Annotated in this window: 12 protein-coding genes and 1 tRNA gene; 11 read left to right on the top strand and 2 right to left on the bottom strand. The window is 61.4% G+C overall.

Annotated features, from left to right (window positions below):
- Positions 1-320: 320 nt before the first annotated feature.
- Complete coding sequence (locus ACTQZK_RS05185; RefSeq protein WP_418831264.1) at positions 321-3785, top strand: S8 family serine peptidase; 3465 nt, start codon at positions 321-323, stop codon at positions 3783-3785.
- A 92-nt stretch (positions 3786-3877) separates the two neighbouring features.
- On the opposite strand, the gene ACTQZK_RS05190 is transcribed toward ACTQZK_RS05185, so the two are convergent.
- Positions 3878-3961, bottom strand: a tRNA-Leu gene (locus ACTQZK_RS05190).
- A gap of 291 nt (positions 3962-4252) precedes the next feature.
- Between ACTQZK_RS05190 and ACTQZK_RS05195 the strand changes: the two genes are divergently transcribed.
- The 3 genes from ACTQZK_RS05195 to ACTQZK_RS05205 all read left to right on the top strand — a co-directional run bounded on the left by ACTQZK_RS05195 (position 4253) and on the right by ACTQZK_RS05205 (position 7526).
- Positions 4253-5665, top strand: coding sequence for a Sapep family Mn(2+)-dependent dipeptidase (locus ACTQZK_RS05195; RefSeq protein ID WP_216529822.1), 1413 nt, complete (start codon positions 4253-4255; stop codon positions 5663-5665).
- 73 nt (positions 5666-5738) lie between these two features.
- Positions 5739-6620, top strand: a complete 882-nt coding sequence (locus ACTQZK_RS05200; protein WP_114566436.1) for a tyrosine-protein phosphatase — start codon at positions 5739-5741, stop codon at positions 6618-6620.
- A gap of 192 nt (positions 6621-6812) precedes the next feature.
- Entirely contained in the window at positions 6813-7526 is a 714-nt protein-coding gene (locus ACTQZK_RS05205) for a LytR/AlgR family response regulator transcription factor (RefSeq protein WP_114566437.1), read from the top strand.
- Between the two features lie 153 nt (positions 7527-7679).
- On the opposite strand, the gene ngr is transcribed toward ACTQZK_RS05205, so the two are convergent.
- Entirely contained in the window at positions 7680-8453 is a 774-nt protein-coding gene (ngr, locus tag ACTQZK_RS05210) for a nigerythrin (protein ID WP_225749718.1), read from the bottom strand.
- A gap of 201 nt (positions 8454-8654) precedes the next feature.
- Between ngr and ACTQZK_RS05215 the strand changes: the two genes are divergently transcribed.
- The 7 genes from ACTQZK_RS05215 to ACTQZK_RS05245 all read left to right on the top strand — a co-directional run bounded on the left by ACTQZK_RS05215 (position 8655) and on the right by ACTQZK_RS05245 (position 18063).
- Positions 8655-10367: a glucose-6-phosphate isomerase gene (locus ACTQZK_RS05215; protein ID WP_114566439.1), complete on the top strand. Its 1713-nt coding sequence runs from the start codon at positions 8655-8657 to the stop codon at positions 10365-10367.
- A gap of 18 nt (positions 10368-10385) precedes the next feature.
- Positions 10386-12905 (top strand): carbamoyltransferase HypF, encoded by a 2520-nt coding sequence (gene hypF, locus ACTQZK_RS05220; RefSeq protein WP_114566440.1) that lies wholly within the window; start codon positions 10386-10388, stop codon positions 12903-12905.
- 31 nt (positions 12906-12936) lie between these two features.
- Complete coding sequence (locus tag ACTQZK_RS05225) at positions 12937-13176, top strand: HypC/HybG/HupF family hydrogenase formation chaperone (protein ID WP_114566454.1); 240 nt, start codon at positions 12937-12939, stop codon at positions 13174-13176.
- 8 nt (positions 13177-13184) lie between these two features.
- Complete coding sequence (gene hypD / locus ACTQZK_RS05230; protein WP_114566441.1) at positions 13185-14279, top strand: hydrogenase formation protein HypD; 1095 nt, start codon at positions 13185-13187, stop codon at positions 14277-14279.
- A 615-nt stretch (positions 14280-14894) separates the two neighbouring features.
- Entirely contained in the window at positions 14895-16043 is a 1149-nt protein-coding gene (locus ACTQZK_RS05235) for a serine/threonine protein kinase (protein ID WP_225749381.1), read from the top strand.
- A gap of 235 nt (positions 16044-16278) precedes the next feature.
- Positions 16279-17418, top strand: a complete 1140-nt coding sequence (locus ACTQZK_RS05240; protein ID WP_114567326.1) for a DMT family transporter — start codon at positions 16279-16281, stop codon at positions 17416-17418.
- Positions 17419-17502: 84 nt separating this feature from the next.
- Entirely contained in the window at positions 17503-18063 is a 561-nt protein-coding gene (locus tag ACTQZK_RS05245) for a hypothetical protein (RefSeq protein ID WP_216529971.1), read from the top strand.
- The last annotated feature ends 244 nt before the right edge of the window (positions 18064-18307 follow it).

Genomic DNA, 18307 nt, shown 5'->3' on the forward strand with positions numbered 1-18307 from the left:
CCTTGCGCGCCCGAATGTTTCACGTGAAACATTCGTTCGCTATCAAGAGGGTTGATTCATACATTGCTTTCCCATATACGGCCGCTTCTGCTTGCTCCTTTGCAGAAGCGGCTCGTTTCGCGTGGCGTCGATAGGCAAGCCCGCAGGATCCCGATGCCGCTGCCGAGCTGCTTAGGCGATGACGCGCCTGCTTCGTCTGCTTCAAATATGCGCCGATCGGGGTATATTCGCACATTGCCTGCGCGCTTGCCTTACGCGTGCGGGGTCTTCTTGCTACTATGGCACCATCCGACTTCGCCTTTCACAGAGGGATGGACCACATGAGACGACTTTTTTCGCTCGTTTTGGCCGCAGTGCTTGCATGTTCGGCGGTCCCCGCGTTTGCCGATCCCCCTTCAGCGCCGAGCGATAACCCGATGGTCGGCATCGGCAGCGAAGCGCGTTCGATCGACGACCTGCTGCAGGCGGGCGATTATGCGCCTGGGCGCGTGCTCGCTCGTGTAACAAGCGAGTTCGCTCCCGTTGCTCCGCGCTCGAACTACTCGAACGATGCTGCTTCTTGGTCGGCGGAGTCGCTGTTCACGTACGAATCAGGCGCCTACGAGCCCGCGGCGCGCATGCTGTCGGAAAGCGAAACGCCTGCCGATCAGGTGATTCTTATTCAGTCCGATACCATGACGACCGAGGATCTCCTGCGTCAGTTGGCGGGGACTCCGGGAGTGGTGGCCGCCGAGCCCGATTACGTGCGCACGATCAGGGACCCCGAAAGCGCGCCTTCCGTCCGACCGGAGCCTTCCGCCGGCGCAGCGCGCGCCGCCGACTCTGCCGAGGCCGCGACCAACGACCCGCTGCTTGACCAGCAGTGGCAGCTGTCTTCCACCTCCGAGGCGCCGGGAGGTTCCAATGCGCGGACGCTGTGGCAGAAGCTGGGCATTCCCGAAAAGTCGTCCGAGTTGAAGAGCGTTGTGGTTGCCGTGGTCGATACGGGCGTGGACTACACGAACCCCGATCTTCAGGACGTCATGTGGAGCAACCCCGGAGACATCGGCTTGCCCGGCGAGAAGGGAAGCGCCGGCTACAACTTCGGCGACAACGTCGACGATCCCATGGATGTCGACGGGCATGGCACGCATGTGGCGGGCATCGTTGCGGCTGCGAACAATAACGCCGAAGGCGGTTCCGGAGTGGCGCCCAATGTCCGAATCATGGCGCTTCGCATCGCTAATGCAGCGGGGCAACTTCCCTCTTCGGCCCAGATAGGCGCCTATGACTACTTGAAGCGGGCGGCGCGCGGCGGCGTGCCGGTCGTGGCTGCGAACGATTCCTGGGGAGGTATGGGCGTCAGCGGTATTCTTGACAGCGTGATGGATGATGCGTATCGCAGCGCTAATGTCTTGTCGGTGTGCGCATCGGGGAACGAATCTCTCGATAACGACCGATCGCCCGGCAATCCTTCCGGTGGTTCTTCGGAGGGCGTCATTGCTGTGAACGCCGTTGACCGCCAAGGTGCGCTCGCAGCCTTTTCGTCGTACGGTGCGGCGACGACCGATCTTGCAGCACCTGGCGACGCTATCTTGTCAACCGTGCCGGTAGGCCAAGGAATGGCCGATCTCGAGGATAAAGACCTCATTGTCTTGCAAGACGATTTCGAGAAGCTTGACGGCCTCTTCACGTTCGACGTAGCCGGAAGCGCACCGACGTCGGTCGTGCGCACTGATGAGGTATGGGCCGGGTCCGCCGCATCGGGGCACAGCCTGCAATGGAGCGTGCCTGCCGCGAAGGCAGGCCAAGAGGCAAGTGTCGTGCTGACCCCCGCCGATGGGGCATGGGCGGATCAAACGGCGGGCGCGTCGTTCGAGGACGCGCACTATCTGGCGTTTGACGCGAAGGTGACTGATTCGATCGCGTCCGGCTCCGCGCGCATTCTGCACGTGTACCTGTCGTCGACTGATCCGGACAACCCTTGGATCGAACTGTCTCCGGGCGAAGAACTGATCGCTTCCTATAACTCATGGTCGACCTTCGTAGCTCGCATACCTGACGAGGCGCGCGAATCGATTGATTGGAAGAATCTGTCCGTCAAGATCACGCGCAACCTGGTGCCGTTCGACGAGGGGTCCGACCTCCTGTTCAACATCGATAGCGTCTCGCTGATAACTTCGATCATTCCGTACAACAATTTGAGCGGAACTTCGATGGCCGCTCCGGTGGTGAGCGGCGCCCTCGCTTTGCTAGCGGGGAAGTTTCCCGATGAGGATGCATCGACGCTGCGCGCTCGCGTGCTGGGCGGCGTCGAGCGCACCACGGAGCTTGCCGGTACTTGCACCTCGGACGGCAAGCTTGACCTTGTGCGCGCGGCAACCGATCCGTACCCCGTTGTGGATGCGCTCGAGCCCGCCGCGCGTGAAGCCGCAGCTGCTCACGCTACGGCGACCATCCGAGGGAGTTGGTTCGGTGATGCTGAAGGGCGCGTTCTCCTTGATGGCGAAGAGCTTGCCGTGACGGCGTGGGGCGATCAGGGCATTACCGTCGCGCTGCCCGAACAGCTTGAGGCGAAGATGCGCTACGTGCAGGTGGTGCGTGCCGACGGCGCATCGGGAAGGCATCTTCTTCTTGTGGGGCAAGAGCAGCCTCCGGCCTACTATGAAGATCTGCCTGCTCCTAATTTTCAAGATTTAGGGATAGTGGATGCTGAGCAATCGACTTCGTGGCAGGTGGCATCTGCGAACGCGACCGTATATGCAGCGAGCGAAAAAGCAGTCACGATGCAGGGGGGCCAGTCGGTTTTCGTTTTGCTGGCGTACGACCCGCTTGCCAAGACGTGGTCGGTCGAGCGTGCGCTCGACGGCGTGTTCGATCATCCGTTTCTCATGGCGGCGCATGGCGACGTGCTTTACCTGTTCGATCCGATTAAGTATCTTCTGTACCAATACGATACGGCTGCCTGCACGCTGAGCGATCCGCTTGACTGCTCGTCGCTGAAAGCCTGCGCAGATCAGGGAACTGAGCTTGTGTTCGGCGGTGTGGCATGCGACGGGGCGTCGCTGTGGCTGAGCGGCGGGTGCTTGCCTGATGGCAGCGCCGTGACGCTTGCCGCGCGCATCGACGTGCGAACGGGCCAGGCAACGGCTCTGCCTCCCCTGGGCAGCGGGCGCGTGACGCCCGCCGTGCACGTGCTCGATGGAACGTTGACGGTGGCGGCAGGCAATGCATCGGTCCAGCCTAGTAGCCTGGTTGGCTCGGTCGAGCAGCTTCGCGAAGGCGTTTGGACGGCAACGGGCGTTCCGGATGCCGTCGAGAGCCTTCAAAGCGGGGCCGTTGCCTCGGCGGTGCTTCCGAGCGGCATGAGCATCGATGGCGTCGCGACCGAGGGCGAGCGGCTTGTTCTTGCGGGGCTCGTCAGCGCAGATGACGCAGGTGCCGACACGTACGTGTTCGATCCGGCAACGGGCGCATGGCAGGCGGTACGCGAGCGCTTTTCGGCAGGGAAGATGGTCTACGGCGGCGCCACGGTGCTGAATGACGCGCTTTACGTGCTGGGCGAAGACGTGCTTTCCGGCTCAACCGTGTTTAAGCGCCTGGCGCTCGAGGCGGCTCCCGAGCCCACGCCGCCCACGCCTCCGGTGTCTCCGACGACGCCCGTGTCGCCTGAGAATGGGGCCGGGGCGGATCCGAAGGCGCTCGTGCGCACCGGCGACGTTGTGCCGCTTGCGTCGACCGCGATCTTGGGCGTGATTGCGATCGCCTGCGGCACGCTTGCGTTCGCGCATCGCAGGCGCCGGTAGTCTCGTTCGCGGATCCGTGCGATCGCGCAAAGCCGTGAAAAGCGAGTACCCCGCAAAGCCGAAGGGCCTTGCGGGGTACTTGATGAGCGAGATGGTGCCCGAGGCGAGAGTCGAACTCGCACGTCGTTAGACAACGGTTTTTGAGACCGCCGCGTCTGCCATTCCGCCACTCGGGCGCAGCATGAAAGTATACCCGAAGCTTGGCGACCCGTCGAGAAAAAACTCGGCATGTTCGCACCGCTATTCGCTCCGCACACCGTCGCACCTCTGTCGCGCTCCCGTTCGCTCCCTTTTCGCCGCGCGCGGGCAGAGCGCCCGCTGCCCGAACGACAATCGGTTAACAGGTGCACGTCTATCTGGCGCAGGATCTTGCCAAGGCTCATAATGGAAGCAATTGCCATTGGCGGCACGATGCAAGCGAGCCTCGCCGCCAATTTCAGCGCACTCGACAGAGAGGCGGAATCTTTATGGATCAAACGGAACTCGCTCAAAAAATCGATGCATACCTCGAGGACAATTGGGAGGCGATGGTCGGCGACATCGAAACGCTCGTTCGCATTCCCAGCTTCGAGGAACTAGACAAGAAAGCCGAAGGCGCTCCCTTCGGCCCTGGCCCGAAGCAGGCGCTCACCGCAGCGCTCGAACTTGCTTCCGACATGGGTTTTGAGACCCATGATGCAGAAGGCTACATCGGGTTCGCGGACTTTCCCGGCGCAAGCGAAACGCAGATCGGCATCATCGGCCACATGGACGTCGTGCCCGCGGGCCCGGGGTGGACGTTCGAGCCGTATGCCGTCACGCGCAAAGAGGGCTACCTGGTAGGGCGCGGCACGTTGGATGACAAGGGTCCCAGCGTGGTGGCGCTGCATGCCGTGAAGTTCTGGAAAGATCAGGGTGTGGAATTCCCCTACACCGTCCGTTTTCTTTTCGGCGCGAACGAGGAATCGGGCATGGCGGATGTGGCGTACTACCACAAGCATTACGATGATCCGGCGTTTTTGTTCACTCCCGACGCCGAGTTCCCTGTGTGCTACGGCGAAAAGGGCGGTTTCGACGGCGTGATATCCAGCAAGCCCCTTCAGGAATGCGCGCGTGTGATCGTTTCGTTCGAGGGCGGCGCAGCCACCAACGCCGTGCCGGGCATAGCCCATGCCGTGGTGAAGGCGAGCGCAAGCGAGCTGCCGAGCACCGACCGTATTGCCATAAGCGAAGCCGGCGAAGGCCTGGCCCGCTTGGAGGCGTCCGGCAAAGGCGCCCATGCGTCGATGCCTGACGAAGGGGTCAATGCTATCGGCCTTATTGTGGACTACTTGCTGGATCAGGGCTTGTGCAGCGCCGACGAGCGCGCCTTCCTCGAGCTTGACCAGAAGCTTCTGAACCATACTGACGGCAGCGGTGTGGGCATTGCCACGTCGGACGAGTACTTCGGTCCGCTGACCGTTGTGGGGGGCACCATCAAGCTGGAAGACGATCGGTTCGTGCAGACGCTCGACAGCCGTTTCCCCACGTCGATTACGGCTGATGAGATAACCGACCGGCTGCGCAAGCTGACCGACGAAATTGGCGGCACGTTCGAAAGGACGCTGCTTATGGAGCCGTTCCTGGTGGAGCCGGATTCTCCGGTCATCCAGGCGCTGCTCAATGCGTACAACGAGGCAACCGGCGAGGATGCCAAGCCGTTCACCATGGGCGGCGGGACGTACGCCCGCGAGTTCAAGAGCGGCGCTAGCTTCGGGCCCGAGAAGCCTTGGGTCGAAAATCCCGAATGGGTGGGCATGATGCACGGCCCCGACGAGGCCGTCAGCGAGGAACTGCTCAAGCAGTCTTTCAAGATCTACGTGCTTACGCTTGATAAGCTGATGAAGCTCGACCTGCAATAACGGTAATGGATGCGACGCCCCGGCGGCTTTCGGCAATCGCCGGGGCGTCGTGCGCAAAAAGGAGAGGAAGCAGATGGTCGATTCCGTTCCGGACGATTTTTATCCCGCCCTTGGCATAGCGGACGCCGAGGGCTTCGAGCGGGCAGATGACGGGCGCATCGAGTTCGAGGGTCTTCCGAACACGCGTGACTTGGGAGGCCTCCCTTCGGTTGACGGGAGGTTCGTCAAGCGTGCGCGCCTGCTGCGCTCGGGCGCTCTTGCGCGCGCCACCGAGCGCGATTTGAAGGTTCTTGCGGATGAGTTCGATCTTCGTACGGTGGTGGACCTGCGAACCGAGGAGGAGCGCCGCGAGCATCCCGATCCCGAAGACGCCCTGCTGGACGTGCGGTTTCGCGATGCTCCGGTGCTGTCTGCATCCACGTTCGGGGTAACGCACGAAGGCGGGATCCTTTCGGCCCTCAAGGCGCTGCGGGCGGTTCAGAAGAACCCGGCCGGCATGATGATGGACGTGTATGCTCGCATGGTGCTCGACGAGCAAAGCCAACGCGGGTTCTCCCAGTTCTTCCAAGACGTTTTAGCTGCTGAACAGGGGGCGGTGCTGTGGCACTGCACTATCGGCAAGGATCGCGCCGGTTTGGCCACCATGCTGATGCTCCATGTTCTAGGCGTGCCGCGCAACGTTATCGTGAAGGACTACGAAGCCACGAACCGTTACGTGGAGGCGCGCTCGCAAGACATTATGGACGCGCTGGCCGCGTACGGTTTGGCGGACAAGCTGGATGCAAGCCTTAAAGTGCTCAACTCGGCCGACCCTCGGTTCTTGCAAGCGGCGTTCGATGCGGTGGACCGGGAGTACGGAAGCTTGGATGAGTACGTGCGCGTTGCGCTTGGCGTGGCGGACGACCAGCGCGATGCCTTGCGGCACCGGTATTTGGCGGACGGCCCGCAGGGCTAAGGCGTTCTCGCGAATCCGCAAGCGACCGCGCTTGTTGCGCGGTGCGTGCGCTCGCCTCAAGGCCTTTCGCCGCCGATTGCGGCCCTTGTTGAATTGGTCTAGCCCTATATTTCTGCTTTTGCGCGGTTTGGGCTTGCCATGACTTATAATGAAAGAATCTTTAAGCGTTTGTTCGGAATCTAGGAGGTATTAGTGTTGAAAGCCATGATTGTCGACGACGAGGCCCCCGCACGTTCTGAACTCAAGTTCCTGTTGGACGAGCTTGGGCAGACCGAGGTCGTGGCCGAAGCTGCTAGCGTGCGCGAGGCTATCGAAAAGCTCAAGGAGTATCCCGTTGACGTGATGTTCCTTGATGTCAACATGCCCGAGGCTACGGGATTGCAGCTGGCGGAGGCCTTGCAGCATCTCAAGTTCCCCCCTGCTGTTGTGTTCGTGACCGCGTACAGCGAATACGCCCTGGACGCGTTTAAGGTCAGCGCGATCGACTACCTGGTGAAGCCGGTTGAGACCGAGCGCTTGTCGCAGGCTATCTCGCGTGTTCGCGAGCATGTGTCCCTGCATTTGCAGGCCCAGAAATCGGAGCGTATTCCGGTGGAGAAGGGCGGCAAGAAGATCCTTATCGGCATCGACAAGATCCGCTTCGTTATGGCTCGCGACGACTATGCGTATCTGCAAACCGACACGGATCGCTATTTCTCGACCGTCAGCTTGGCTCAACTGGAGAAGCGCCTGGACGGGCACGGGTTCTTCCGCGTGCATCGCGGCTATCTGGTGAACCTGTCCATGGTCGAGGAAATCGAGTCCGTGTCTGGTGGAACGCTGCTGCTTACGCTGAACGCCGTGGAGGAGAAGATCCCCGTATCCCGTCGCCGCGTTTCGGCGCTCAAGAAGGCGCTCGGCCTGTAACGCCGCCCTCGCGCCCGTCTTGGCGCAGGACTTTTATCTGCATTTAGCAAGCGGGACCCGACACTATCGGGTCCGCTTTTTCGGTAGCGCGTCCGGCGGGGGCGCGTTTTCATTTGGTAGCGGGCAAGCGTTTCGGGCATGCCCGACGGCGGCTTAGTACGCCGTGAACGAGCTCTTCGGCGCCAAGCAGATGGGGCAGGCGGTGAAGTTCTCGCCCTTGTGGATGTAGCCGCAGATGGGACACAGGTAATAGCTTCCATCGAACGGCGTGTCGATGGTGGTGTAGGCGTCCATGTACAGCTTCGCGTGGTAGGCTTCCGCCAGCTTGGCGCGCGTGAACACCTGCACGGCCTTGTTGTTGCCCTCTTCCTGGGCTTTCTTGATGAACGAGGGGTACATGTCCGAAGTCTCGTAGATTTCGCCGTTCGCTCCGGAGATCAGGTTGACGTCGCTCTTGTGGCCCTCGACGGTGGGCGGCTGGGGCTTTTCCGTACTGGGATCCAGTTCCTTTGCCAGGTTGTATTCCAGCTCGATATGGATTTTCTCGGCATCGGCCGTGCACTGGAACAGGCGCGCGAGCGTATCGAACCCTTCATCTTTGGCAACCTTGGCGTACGCCTCGTACTTCGTGGTGGCACCCGTTTCGCCCTCGATGGCGGAGAGCAGGTTCTCATAGGTGGTCCCCACCGTGGTCTTGCTGTCGGGCACGATGTTGAAGTTGCTGGCAGTGCTCGCCTCGGGGATCGAGGTGGGGTCCAGCACCTCGGCCGTGTACTGCGCGGCTGCGGGATCGGTCGAGGCGGCGGGCTGATCCGTGCTGGCGGGCTGGCTTTCGTTGGCGCATGCCGCAAGCAGCCCCAACGTCGAAACCGATGCTGCTCCCACAGCGGCGCCCTTCAAAAGATCTCGTCTGGTGATCTCGGACATGGTGCTTCCTCCCTCTTGTTTTGAACGGGCGCAACGCCCGTTTCTTAAACGATACTTTATATTAATTAAAAATAAAAATCAATAAAATTGATACAAAAGAACTAGACGATCGTTCACAAGTCCACCACAAGAAATCTCCTCTTATACGCGCTGACCTCCTGCGTTTGCTAGAATGAAAAGACTTACGTGAAAGAAGGTATCATGCTGTCCGGTGACATGGAAAAACTGTATCCTTCCGCAAAGATACTCGTGAAAGAGTGCGTAGCCAGCAGGCTGCACGCGAAGGATGCTACTCTGTACGGCTTTTCCGAAGAAGCGCGCGCATGCGCCGAGAACTATATGGGATGGACGGATCTTGCAAGCAATCCGCCTTGTCCTCTGTCCGAGATCCAGTCGTTCGCCGACTCGATCATCGCGCAGGGCCTCGAAACGGTCGTGCTCATTGGGCAAGGCGGCTCCACGCAGGCTCCCATGACCATTACCAAGTACAACAAGCCGGACTCGTCTGCGGTCACGTTCCGCACGCTCGACTCCGATTCCCCGGTGCGCGTGCGGGCGATGCTCGCCGAAGCCGACCCGCACACCACGCTGTTCATCATCTCGTCGAAAAGCGGCGGCACCATCGAGCCGCGTCTGGCTCTGCGCGCCGTGCGCGATGCGGTAGCCGACCGCATCGGCGAGGAAGAGCTGGTGCAGCATTTGGTTGCCATCACCGATCCCGGCTCCCAGCTTGAGCGCCAGGCGCGCGAAGAGGGCTGGGCTGCGGTGTTCTCCGGCGAACCTACGGTGGGCGGGCGCTTCTCGGCGCTGTCGGTGTTCGGCCTGCTTCCCGCAGCGCTTGTGGGCATCGATCTTCAGGAGTTTATGCGGCACGCGGTCGAAGCCGAGCATCAGTGCAGCGAAGACGCCATCGACAACCCGGCCATCGTGCTTGCGGCGTTCCTGTACGACAACTACCTGCAGGGTCGCAACAAGTTCTCGTTCTTGACGCAGAAGCGCGGCCGCGTGCTGGGCTTGTGGATCGAGCAGCTGGTGGCCGAGAGCCTGGGCAAGGAAGGCCAGGGCATCCTGCCGAACATCGAGGTTGACACGCTGCTGCTCAAGAAGGATCCGGGCGATCGCAGCGTCATCACGTACCTGACGAAGACGGACTTGTGGGACGAGCGCCGCAACTTCGAGATGAGCCTGTCCTACATCGACCCCGCTATCCCTCGCCAGAACTATCGGATCGACTCCGTCGAGGAGCTGGCCGAGCATTTCGTGATGTGGGAATGCGCTATCGCCATGTGCGGCTACCTGATGCGCGTGTGCCCCTTCGATCAGCCCGACGTTGCGTCGGCTAAGGCGGTCGTGCTCGACATTCTGCGGGACGGCCAGCCTGAGCCCGATTTCGTTCAGGACTTCATCGGGGACGTGCTCATGGGCGAAGCCGAGGTGCGCTTGGCGCCCTGCTTCAAAGACTGCACCGACATTCGCGGTGCCTTGCGCGCGCTGCTGAGCAGCATCCAGCCGGGCGATTTCTTCGCGCTCAACGCGTTCTTGCCGTTTACCGGCGAAGGTCGGCGCGAAGCGCTCGAGACCATTCGTCATGGCGTAGCCGACAAGCGCGGCGTGGTATCGTGCTTGGAAGTGGGACCTCGTTACTTGCATTCCACGGGTCAGCTTCACAAGGGCGGTCCGAACTGCGGCGTGTTCTTGATCCTGTCGGCAGACGAGCTGAAGGACATCCCGCTCAAGCAGGAGGCCGAAAGCCTGGGATCGCTGGCGAAAGCGCAGGCTTCGGGCGACCTGCTCACGCTGGCCGAGCGCGGTCGGCGCGTAGTGCACCTGCACTTGCCCGACAACTCGGGCGTGACCCTGCGAGCGCTGGCCGAGGTGGTCACGAGCATTCTGGAGGAACTTGACGCGCGATAATCTTTGGGAGGCGTATTCATGAAAGAAGCGCTCAACATACAAGTCAAAGGTATCGTACAAGGGGTGGGCTTCCGCCCCTTCGTCTATCGTTTGGCTAAAAAATACCTGATCAACGGATGGGTTTTGAACGCTACCGACGGCGTGTTCATCCATGCCGAAGGAGATTCGAAGCTGCTTGACGAGTTCGTGATAGAGCTGTCGGAGAACCCGCCGGCGGCGTCGCAGGTGAACGAGATCGAGCTCAAGGAAGTTCCGCTGGAAGACTTCGAGTCGTTCGACATTCGGTTTTCCGATGCGGGCGAAGTCGAGCGAACCACGCTTGTCTCGCCCGATCTCGCAACGTGCGACGATTGCGCGCGCGAGCTGTTCAACCCGAACGACCGCCGCTATCGCTATCCTTTTATAAACTGCACGAACTGCGGGCCGCGCTTCACTATCATCGAGAAGCTGCCCTACGATCGCAAGAGCACGTCCATGAAGGATTTCCCCATGTGCGCGCGCTGTTCGTCGGAATACGCCGACCCGCTTGACCGTCGTTTCCATGCGCAGCCCGATGCGTGCTTCGAGTGCGGTCCGCATATCAGCTGGCGCGAGCACGAGGGCGGGGCCGTCGACGCTCCGTTAACCGAGGCGCTGTGGGGGGCGACGCGCGAGCAGAGCGATGCGATTTTCGCGCGCGCCGTCGAGCTGCTGCTGGCAGGCAAGATCATCGCCGTGAAGGGCCTGGGCGGGTTTCACTTGGTGTGCGACGCCAACAACGCGGACGCGGTTGCGCTGCTGCGCACGCGCAAGCATCGCGAAGGCAAGGCACTTGCGGTCATGGCGGCCGACGTCAAGGCGGCGCGCGCCGTATGCGAGGTGAACGAAGCCGAGGCGGGCGTGCTCGCATCGACGTCTCGACCCATCGTCTTGCTGCGCAAGCGCGCCGACGCGCAGGTGGCGCCCGGCCTTGCCGACGGTCTCTCCGAGCTGGGCGTGATGCTGCCCTACACCCCCGTCCAGCACCTGCTCCTGCACGATTTCGCCCATGCAGGCAGCTCGAAAGACCAGGGACGGGGCCTTGTTCCCCTGCTGGTAATGACGTCGGGTAACGTGCACGACGAACCCATCGTCATCGACGACGAAGACGCGTACGGCAAGCTGTTCGGCATTGCGGACGCGTTCTTGGGGCACGATCGCGCCATCCGCACCCGCTACGACGATTCGGTTGTGCGCGTCATCAGCGCTGGTGGTGCGGGCGATGCAGTGCAGTTCATCCGCCGTGCTCGCGGGTATGCGCCGTTGCCGCTTTCGCTGGCTTGTCCTAAGCCGGAGGAAGACCAGGCTGCGGCAAGCCCTGCGGCTGCCAGCCGGCAGGGCAAACGAGAAGCGCTGTCTATCCTGGCGGTGGGTCCCGAGCAGAAGAACACCTTCACCCTGACGCGCGACGCCGAAGCGTTCGTGTCGCAGCATATCGGCGACATGGAAAACGCCGAAACCTACGATGCGTGGCTGGCGGCGAAGGATCGCTACCAGCAGCTGTTCGAGATTTCCCCGCAGCGCTTGGCGTGCGATCTGCATCCCGAATACCTGACGTCGAAGTGGGCGCACGAGGAAAGCGCCGCGCGCCAGGTTCCGCTGGTCGAGGTGCAGCATCATCACGCGCACGTTGCGTCGGTGTTGGGAGAGCACGGGCTGTTCGGTCCCGCGTGCGGAATCGCCTTCGACGGCACGGGCTATGGCGTTGACGGGGCTATCTGGGGCGGCGAAGTGCTCCTGGCCAATGCGTCGGCGTTCGAGCGGTTCGCGAACTTCGCGTACGTGCCCATGCCGGGCGGTGCGGCCGCGGTGAAGCACCCGCTGCGCATGGCGTACGGCGTGCTGTGGGCATTCGACCTGCTGGAGCATCCTGCGGCGGCGGACGTTCTTGCGGCGCTGGGGCCGCAGGCCGCTTTGTGCGACCAGATGATCGAGCAAGGGATAAACACGCCCATGACCTCGTCGGTCGGCCGCTTGTTCGACGCGGCGAGCGCCCTTTTGGGGGTGTGCGCGGAGTCGCGCTACGAAGGCGAACCGGCTATCTTGCTGGAAGGCGCTCTTGCCGCCCCGGCTTCGCCCGATGCGAACGGCAAGGCGTCCGATTCCGATGCGGGCGATCGCTACGCTATCGCGGTGATTAAGAACACGGCAACCGAGAGCAGCACGGCGCAGGACACGTCGGTCGTCCTGTTCGACGCGGCCCCTGCTTTCGAAGCACTGCTTGACGACAAGGCCGCCGGCGTGCCCGTTTCCCTGATCGCCCGTCGCTTCCATGACGCGTTCGCCCAGGCTGTCGTTGCGGCGGCGGAACTGGTTCGCGGGCTGTACGGCATCGACGTGGTGGCCCTTTCCGGTGGCGTGTTCATGAATCGCTACCTGGTTGAACGCGCGCTCGCTTCCTTGGAGGCGGCCGGCTTCACGGTTGCCGTCAACCGCGATCTGCCGCCCAACGACGGCTGCGTTTCCTTCGGCCAGGCTGTGGTAGCATGGGCCTCGAACGACGAGGGCGGGCAAGCGTAGCGCTCGCATATATAAGAAAGAAGGCATGACCATGTGCTTGGCAATACCCGCGAAAGTGATCGAGCTCAAAGACGATCGTCTGGCAACGGTCGACATCTTGGGCGTGACGCGCGACATATCCCTTGACTTGACGCCGCAGGCGGCCGTCGGTGATTTCGTGCTGGTGCATGCAGGGTTTTCCATCGAGGTGGTCGACCCCGACTTTGCTCAGGAAACCATTGATCTGATCAGGGAGTTTCCCGATCTTGCCGGCGACGAGATTCCTGCCTAGGGGGAGCCATGGCCAATCTTGAACAAGAGCTGGCAGCGTTCAAGGATCCGAAACTGGCGCGCGGTTTGATCGACTCCATAGGCAAGCTAGCGCCTGTCCAGGGCGCTACGCTCATGGAGGTGTGCGGAACCCACACGGTGGCTATCGCGCGCAACGGCATTCGGAACCTCATGCCCGAAAGCGTGCGGTTGGCATCGGGTCCCGGTTGCCCGGTGTGCGTGACCTCGAACAAGGATATCGACACGGTGATCGCGCTCACGCGCGTCCCGAACGTCACCATTGCCACCTTCGGCGACATGACGCGCGTGCCAGGCTCAACGTCGAGCCTGCTTAAAGAGCAGGCGTCGGGACGTTCCGTGCAGATCGTGTACTCGCCGCTCGATGCCATTGCCTTGGCGCAGCAGCAGCCCGAGCGCCAGATCGTGTTCGTGGGAGTGGGCTTTGAGACCACGACGCCCTTGGTGGCCATGGCCATCAAGCGAGCCGCCGCGCTGGACCTGAAGAACTTCAGCGTGTTCGCCGCGCACAAGAACATGCCGGGCGCGCTGGAGGCCATCATCAACGATCCGCGCCTTTCGGTGGACGCGCTTATCCTGCCTGGCCACGTAAGCACCATCATCGGCGTGGAGCCGTACCGCTTCCTGGCTGAGAAGTACGGCATTCCGGGAGTCATCACTGGGTTCGAACCCGTTGACGTGCTGCAAGGCATCGCCATGATCATGTGTCAGCTTCACGAGGGTCGCGCAGACATCGAGATAGCGTATGCGCGCGGCGTCATGCCGCAGGGCAACCCCGTTGCGCTGGCGGCCATCGACGAGGTGTTCGAGACCTGTCCCGCTACGTGGCGCGGGTTGGGGGAGATACCTGGATCGGGGTACCGCATTCGCGAGCGGTTCGCTCGGTTCGATGCCGTAAGACGCTTTGCGCCGTCCGTGGAGCCTACGCAGGATCCGAAGGGCTGTCGTTGCGGCGACGTGCTGCGCGGCATCATGGCGCCTGACGAGTGCCCGCTGTTTCGCACGGTATGCACGCCCGAAAACCCTGTGGGTCCATGCATGGTTTCAAGCGAAGGCAGCTGCGCCGCTTATTACCGATATTACTAGCGGGCAAGGGCGCGTCCCGGTGCTTGCGGTGGGACGCGCCCTTGTTCGAGGATTTTGCGGTGCGCTGCGCCGTGCGGCATGCTGCTCGGCCGCGCGCCCAAAACCGATTCGTTTTGGCAAGGTGCTCAACTCTGTGCTTTTTCTTGCACCCTGCTTAAAGTTGGCAATAAATTTTTTTGCTTCGATATTGTGCATGCAGGGACGGTTTGCAGGGCGTTTTAGAGCCGCATCGTTGTGCATGCCCCTTCAATTTTTTCACGTTTTATACGAGCGCTTCTGAATATAATCGGGAAATATCCAATATGGGGGCAAAAATTGCATAATGGCCCGAAATAGCGCGTTCTCAATTATTGTGCAGTTGAACAATAATGATTTCAAAATGGTTAAAACTATTCGTAAATTTCATGTTGCAGGTGAACAAAAAAGATGGTATAACTTGCTCATCGGCAAATCTGGCAAACATGCCACGGTAGGATTCCGAGGAGCTTTCATGAACCATCTGTCTCCAAAGTTCTCCTGCAGCCGCGGCACTTTTGCCGGCTGAGCTGCAGTACACAATAGTGTGCCACCCATTTTAGGCAACGCAGGATGCGCTGCCGGAGAAAGGAGACTGTCATGGCGAAGATAGTCAATTCTTGGAACGACTGGGATCCGTTGAAGCGCGTGATCGTCGGCCTCTGCGACAACTCGGTCATCCCGCCCGAGGAGCCCGCGACCTCCGAGAAGGTGCCCGTCGACTCCGAGATGCGCGGCATGTGGGGCCTTCGCCCGCTGCGCACGGTCGAGGTCGGCAACGCCTGCCTCGAGAACCTCGTGAAGGCGCTCGAGGAGCGCGGCGTGGTCGTCGACCGCCCGACGCCCCTGCAGTGGAACCAGGCCATCGGCACGCCCGACTTCCGCAACGACTCCATGATGACCTGCATGCCGCCCCGCGACATCCTGCTCACCATCGGCAACGAGATCATGGCCTCCGCCAACTCCTTCCGCTGCCGCTACTTCGAGTACCTGGCCTACTGGCCGCTGATGAAGCAGTACTTCGACGAGGACCCGGACTTCCTGTGGACCCAGGCCCCCCGTCCCCGCTTGACGGACAAGTCCTACAAGCACAACTACTACGATGAGAAGATCAGCCTGGAGGAGCGCCTGGTGCGCACCGCCAACAAGGACTTCGTCACGACGGAAGTCGAGCCGATGTGGGACGCCGCCGACGTCATGCGCATGGGCAAGGACCTGTTCATCCAGCACGGCCTGACCACCAACCGCACGGCCATGGACTGGTTCCAGCGCTACTACCCCGAGTACCGCGTGCACGCCGTGAACTTCCCCGGCGACCCGTACCCGATCCACATCGACGCGACCTTCGTGCCGCTGCGCCCGGGCCTGATCATCAACAACCCGCAGCGCAAGCTGCCCGAGGAGCAGCGCGCGATCTTCGAGGCCAACGACTGGCAGATCGTCGACGCCGCCCAGCCGGCGCACTCCGAGCCGCCCGAGTTCTGCTACAGCTCCGTGTGGCTGTCCATGAACTGCCTGGTCCTCGACCCCAAGACGGTCATCGTGGAGGCCTCCGAGGTCTACCAGCAGGAGGAGATGGACAAGCTCGGCATGAACGTCATCCCCGTCGACCTGCGCGGCGCCTACGCCTTCGGCGGCGGCCTGCACTGCTCCACGGCGGACGTCTACCGCGAGGGCGAGTGCCTCGACTACTTCCCGAACCGCGTCGCCGACCCGACCCTGGTCCGTCCGGAGATGTGGAACGACTAGTCGCTTAACCTGACCAACCCTTGCTGAAGCAAGAGTAGTCTCGTACAACAGAAAGGGGATCTGGTTCCGAATAAGAGTCAGGTCCCCTTTTTGGTTCCAACCTACAACTACCGCATGTGTGATTCGGCCATATAAGGTCGAATAGGGCTGTCGCATCCCTAATTCGGTCTCGCATGGCACGAGTTGCGGAGGGGTAGAGGGGATTATTTTGTTGCTACTGGTTTAAGGAGGACCAATGGCAGACAACGCTAACAAGGAAATCAAGACCGCAACGGCCGATGACGGCTCGACCGGCTACGAGATGAAGATCGGCCTTGGCACCATTGCCATGCTGATCTCGGCGACGGGCATGGGCTTGGTGCCCCTGTTCAGCCGCTGGGCAACTCGTACGGACATGTTCGACGGAGCGATGGGCCTGAACGCCGGTGACTCCATCGGCGCTTTGATGGCCGTGGGCCGCATGAGCATGGGCGTGCTGTTCTTCGTCGTCATCATGTTCGCTACGGGCAAGGTTGAGACGTTCAAGAAGCTCAAGCTGACCCCGGCAATCGCGCTGGGCGGTTTGATGATCGGCATGTCGCTGGCGTGCTACGTAACGTCCACGCTGCTGACCACCATCTCGAACGCCGTTCTGTTCATCTACATCGGCCCTGTCGTCTGCGTAGTGCTCGCTCGCATCTTCCGCAAGGAACCCATGTCTGCATTGCAGTGGGTATGCCTGGTGGCAGTGTTCATCGGTATGTTGTTCGGCAACAACCTGATGGGTTTCAACGAGTCCGGCTTCTTCGTAGACTTCAACCTGGTTCCGTCCACGCCTGAGTTCCCGCAGAAGGGCCTCGGCGACGCATTCGGTTTGGCTTCCGGCTTCTTCTATGGCGCTTCGATGTTCTTCAACGGCTACCGCAAGGATGCCGACACCACGGCTCGTGGCGTGTGGAACTTCATCTTCGCCGTGCTCGGTGCCGGCGCCATCACCGTTGTGCTGAACGCCCTGGGTGCAAACCCCGGCATGGAGAACTGGGCTCTCAACATTCACTTCACCGCATTCAACTGGATCGGCGCCCTGCTTCTTTGGGTCATCTGCGGTCCTCTGGCTCTGGGCTTCCTGTTGGTGGCTGGCCGCAACCTGCCGGCTGCTGACTACGGCACCATCGCGTACTGGGAAGTTCCCGTGGCCATCTTCGTGGGCCTGGTTGTGTTCGGCGAAGCCTTGACCATCAACACGATTCTTGGCGGTATCCTCATCATCGGCGGCGGCGCTATCCCCTCCATCAAGGGCATGCTCACCGCTCGCAAGCAGAGGAAAGAGGAAGAGATTCGCGAGAATCTTGCCGCTCGCTTGGACGAGGAAGAAGCCAAGGAGCACCTGCAGTAGGTTTGGCGGCATGCACCCGATTTCCGGGTGCATGCCTTTCCGCTATCAAGCGGTAACCCATAACCGGAAAGGAAGGTGTGGTTTATGAAGATCACGAGCAACCTGACTCACATCGCCACCGAGATGGAGTTCGAAGCTCCGCTGACTGAAGAGGAGCTGCGCGCCGCGTTCGAGGGCAACGGCTTCCAGGGATTCGCCGCCGAGCTCGACATCGCCGAGCGCACCGAGGACCACGTGCAGATGATGTCGCTTGCCGATCTGCTCGGGTTCGCGAAGGCCTCCGGCCTGTCCGCGGTGACCTACGACGTGACGTACTTCCCGCATGCCGACGCCGCCGAGGTGGACTACCAGCTCAACCAGCTGGCCCACGACCTGGAGATCAGCGCCGAGGTCATCCGCGACCTGTGCGCCGACGAGATCCAGGAGTACCTGGCGCTCGACGCCAAGCGCGACGCGAGCCTGCCCGTCCACAGCATCGTGGAAGCGTACACGGGCGGCACGGCGTTCGCCTGGTACGGCATGCGCGACTACCCGCGCCTGAAGAGGGTCATCCTGGCCAAGCTGGCCCAGGGCGGCCAGAAGGCCAAGAAGTCCTTTATCTTCCGCGCCAGCAAGGCGCAAGCGGATCTGCTTGACGAGTACTGATAGTCTATTTGTGCAAAGGACCCGCTTATGCTGCAATAAGCGGGTCCCCCTTTTCCCGATGCCGAAATGGGGCTGGCATCGGTGCCCCTCGCTCCCAATTCGCGATACGTTAAGTAACGACTTGCATTGAAGCGGAGGCACTTGGGGTATTATAACCTCAGTAAAGGCGTTTTCCCGACTGTTAGGGGGCTTCAATGGAGCAACTTATACGCCGGCGGTCTGCGTTTCTTTCTGACGTGGCCGT

Source organism: Paraeggerthella sp. LCP19S3_G8 (assembly GCF_052119225.1).
In the GTDB taxonomy this organism is placed as follows: Bacteria; Actinomycetota; Coriobacteriia; order Coriobacteriales; family Eggerthellaceae; genus Paraeggerthella; species Paraeggerthella hominis.

Bases quoted from the DNA above. Each gene is read 5' to 3' on its own strand.
- hypF (WP_114566440.1), top strand. From the start codon at position 10,386: ATGAAAGAAGCGCTCAACATACAAGTCAAAGGTATCGTACAAGGGGTG.
- ACTQZK_RS05245 (WP_216529971.1), top strand. From the start codon at position 17,503: ATGAAGATCACGAGCAACCTGACTCACATCGCCACCGAGATGGAGTTC.
- ACTQZK_RS05195 (WP_216529822.1), top strand. From the start codon at position 4,253: ATGGATCAAACGGAACTCGCTCAAAAAATCGATGCATACCTCGAGGAC.
- ngr (WP_225749718.1), bottom strand. From the start codon at position 8,453: ATGTCCGAGATCACCAGACGAGATCTTTTGAAGGGCGCCGCTGTGGGA.
- ACTQZK_RS05235 (WP_225749381.1), top strand. From the start codon at position 14,895: ATGGCGAAGATAGTCAATTCTTGGAACGACTGGGATCCGTTGAAGCGC.
- ACTQZK_RS05240 (WP_114567326.1), top strand. From the start codon at position 16,279: ATGGCAGACAACGCTAACAAGGAAATCAAGACCGCAACGGCCGATGAC.
- ACTQZK_RS05215 (WP_114566439.1), top strand. From the start codon at position 8,655: ATGCTGTCCGGTGACATGGAAAAACTGTATCCTTCCGCAAAGATACTC.
- ACTQZK_RS05225 (WP_114566454.1), top strand. From the start codon at position 12,937: ATGTGCTTGGCAATACCCGCGAAAGTGATCGAGCTCAAAGACGATCGT.
- ACTQZK_RS05185 (WP_418831264.1), top strand. From the start codon at position 321: ATGAGACGACTTTTTTCGCTCGTTTTGGCCGCAGTGCTTGCATGTTCG.
- ACTQZK_RS05200 (WP_114566436.1), top strand. From the start codon at position 5,739: ATGGTCGATTCCGTTCCGGACGATTTTTATCCCGCCCTTGGCATAGCG.
- hypD (WP_114566441.1), top strand. From the start codon at position 13,185: ATGGCCAATCTTGAACAAGAGCTGGCAGCGTTCAAGGATCCGAAACTG.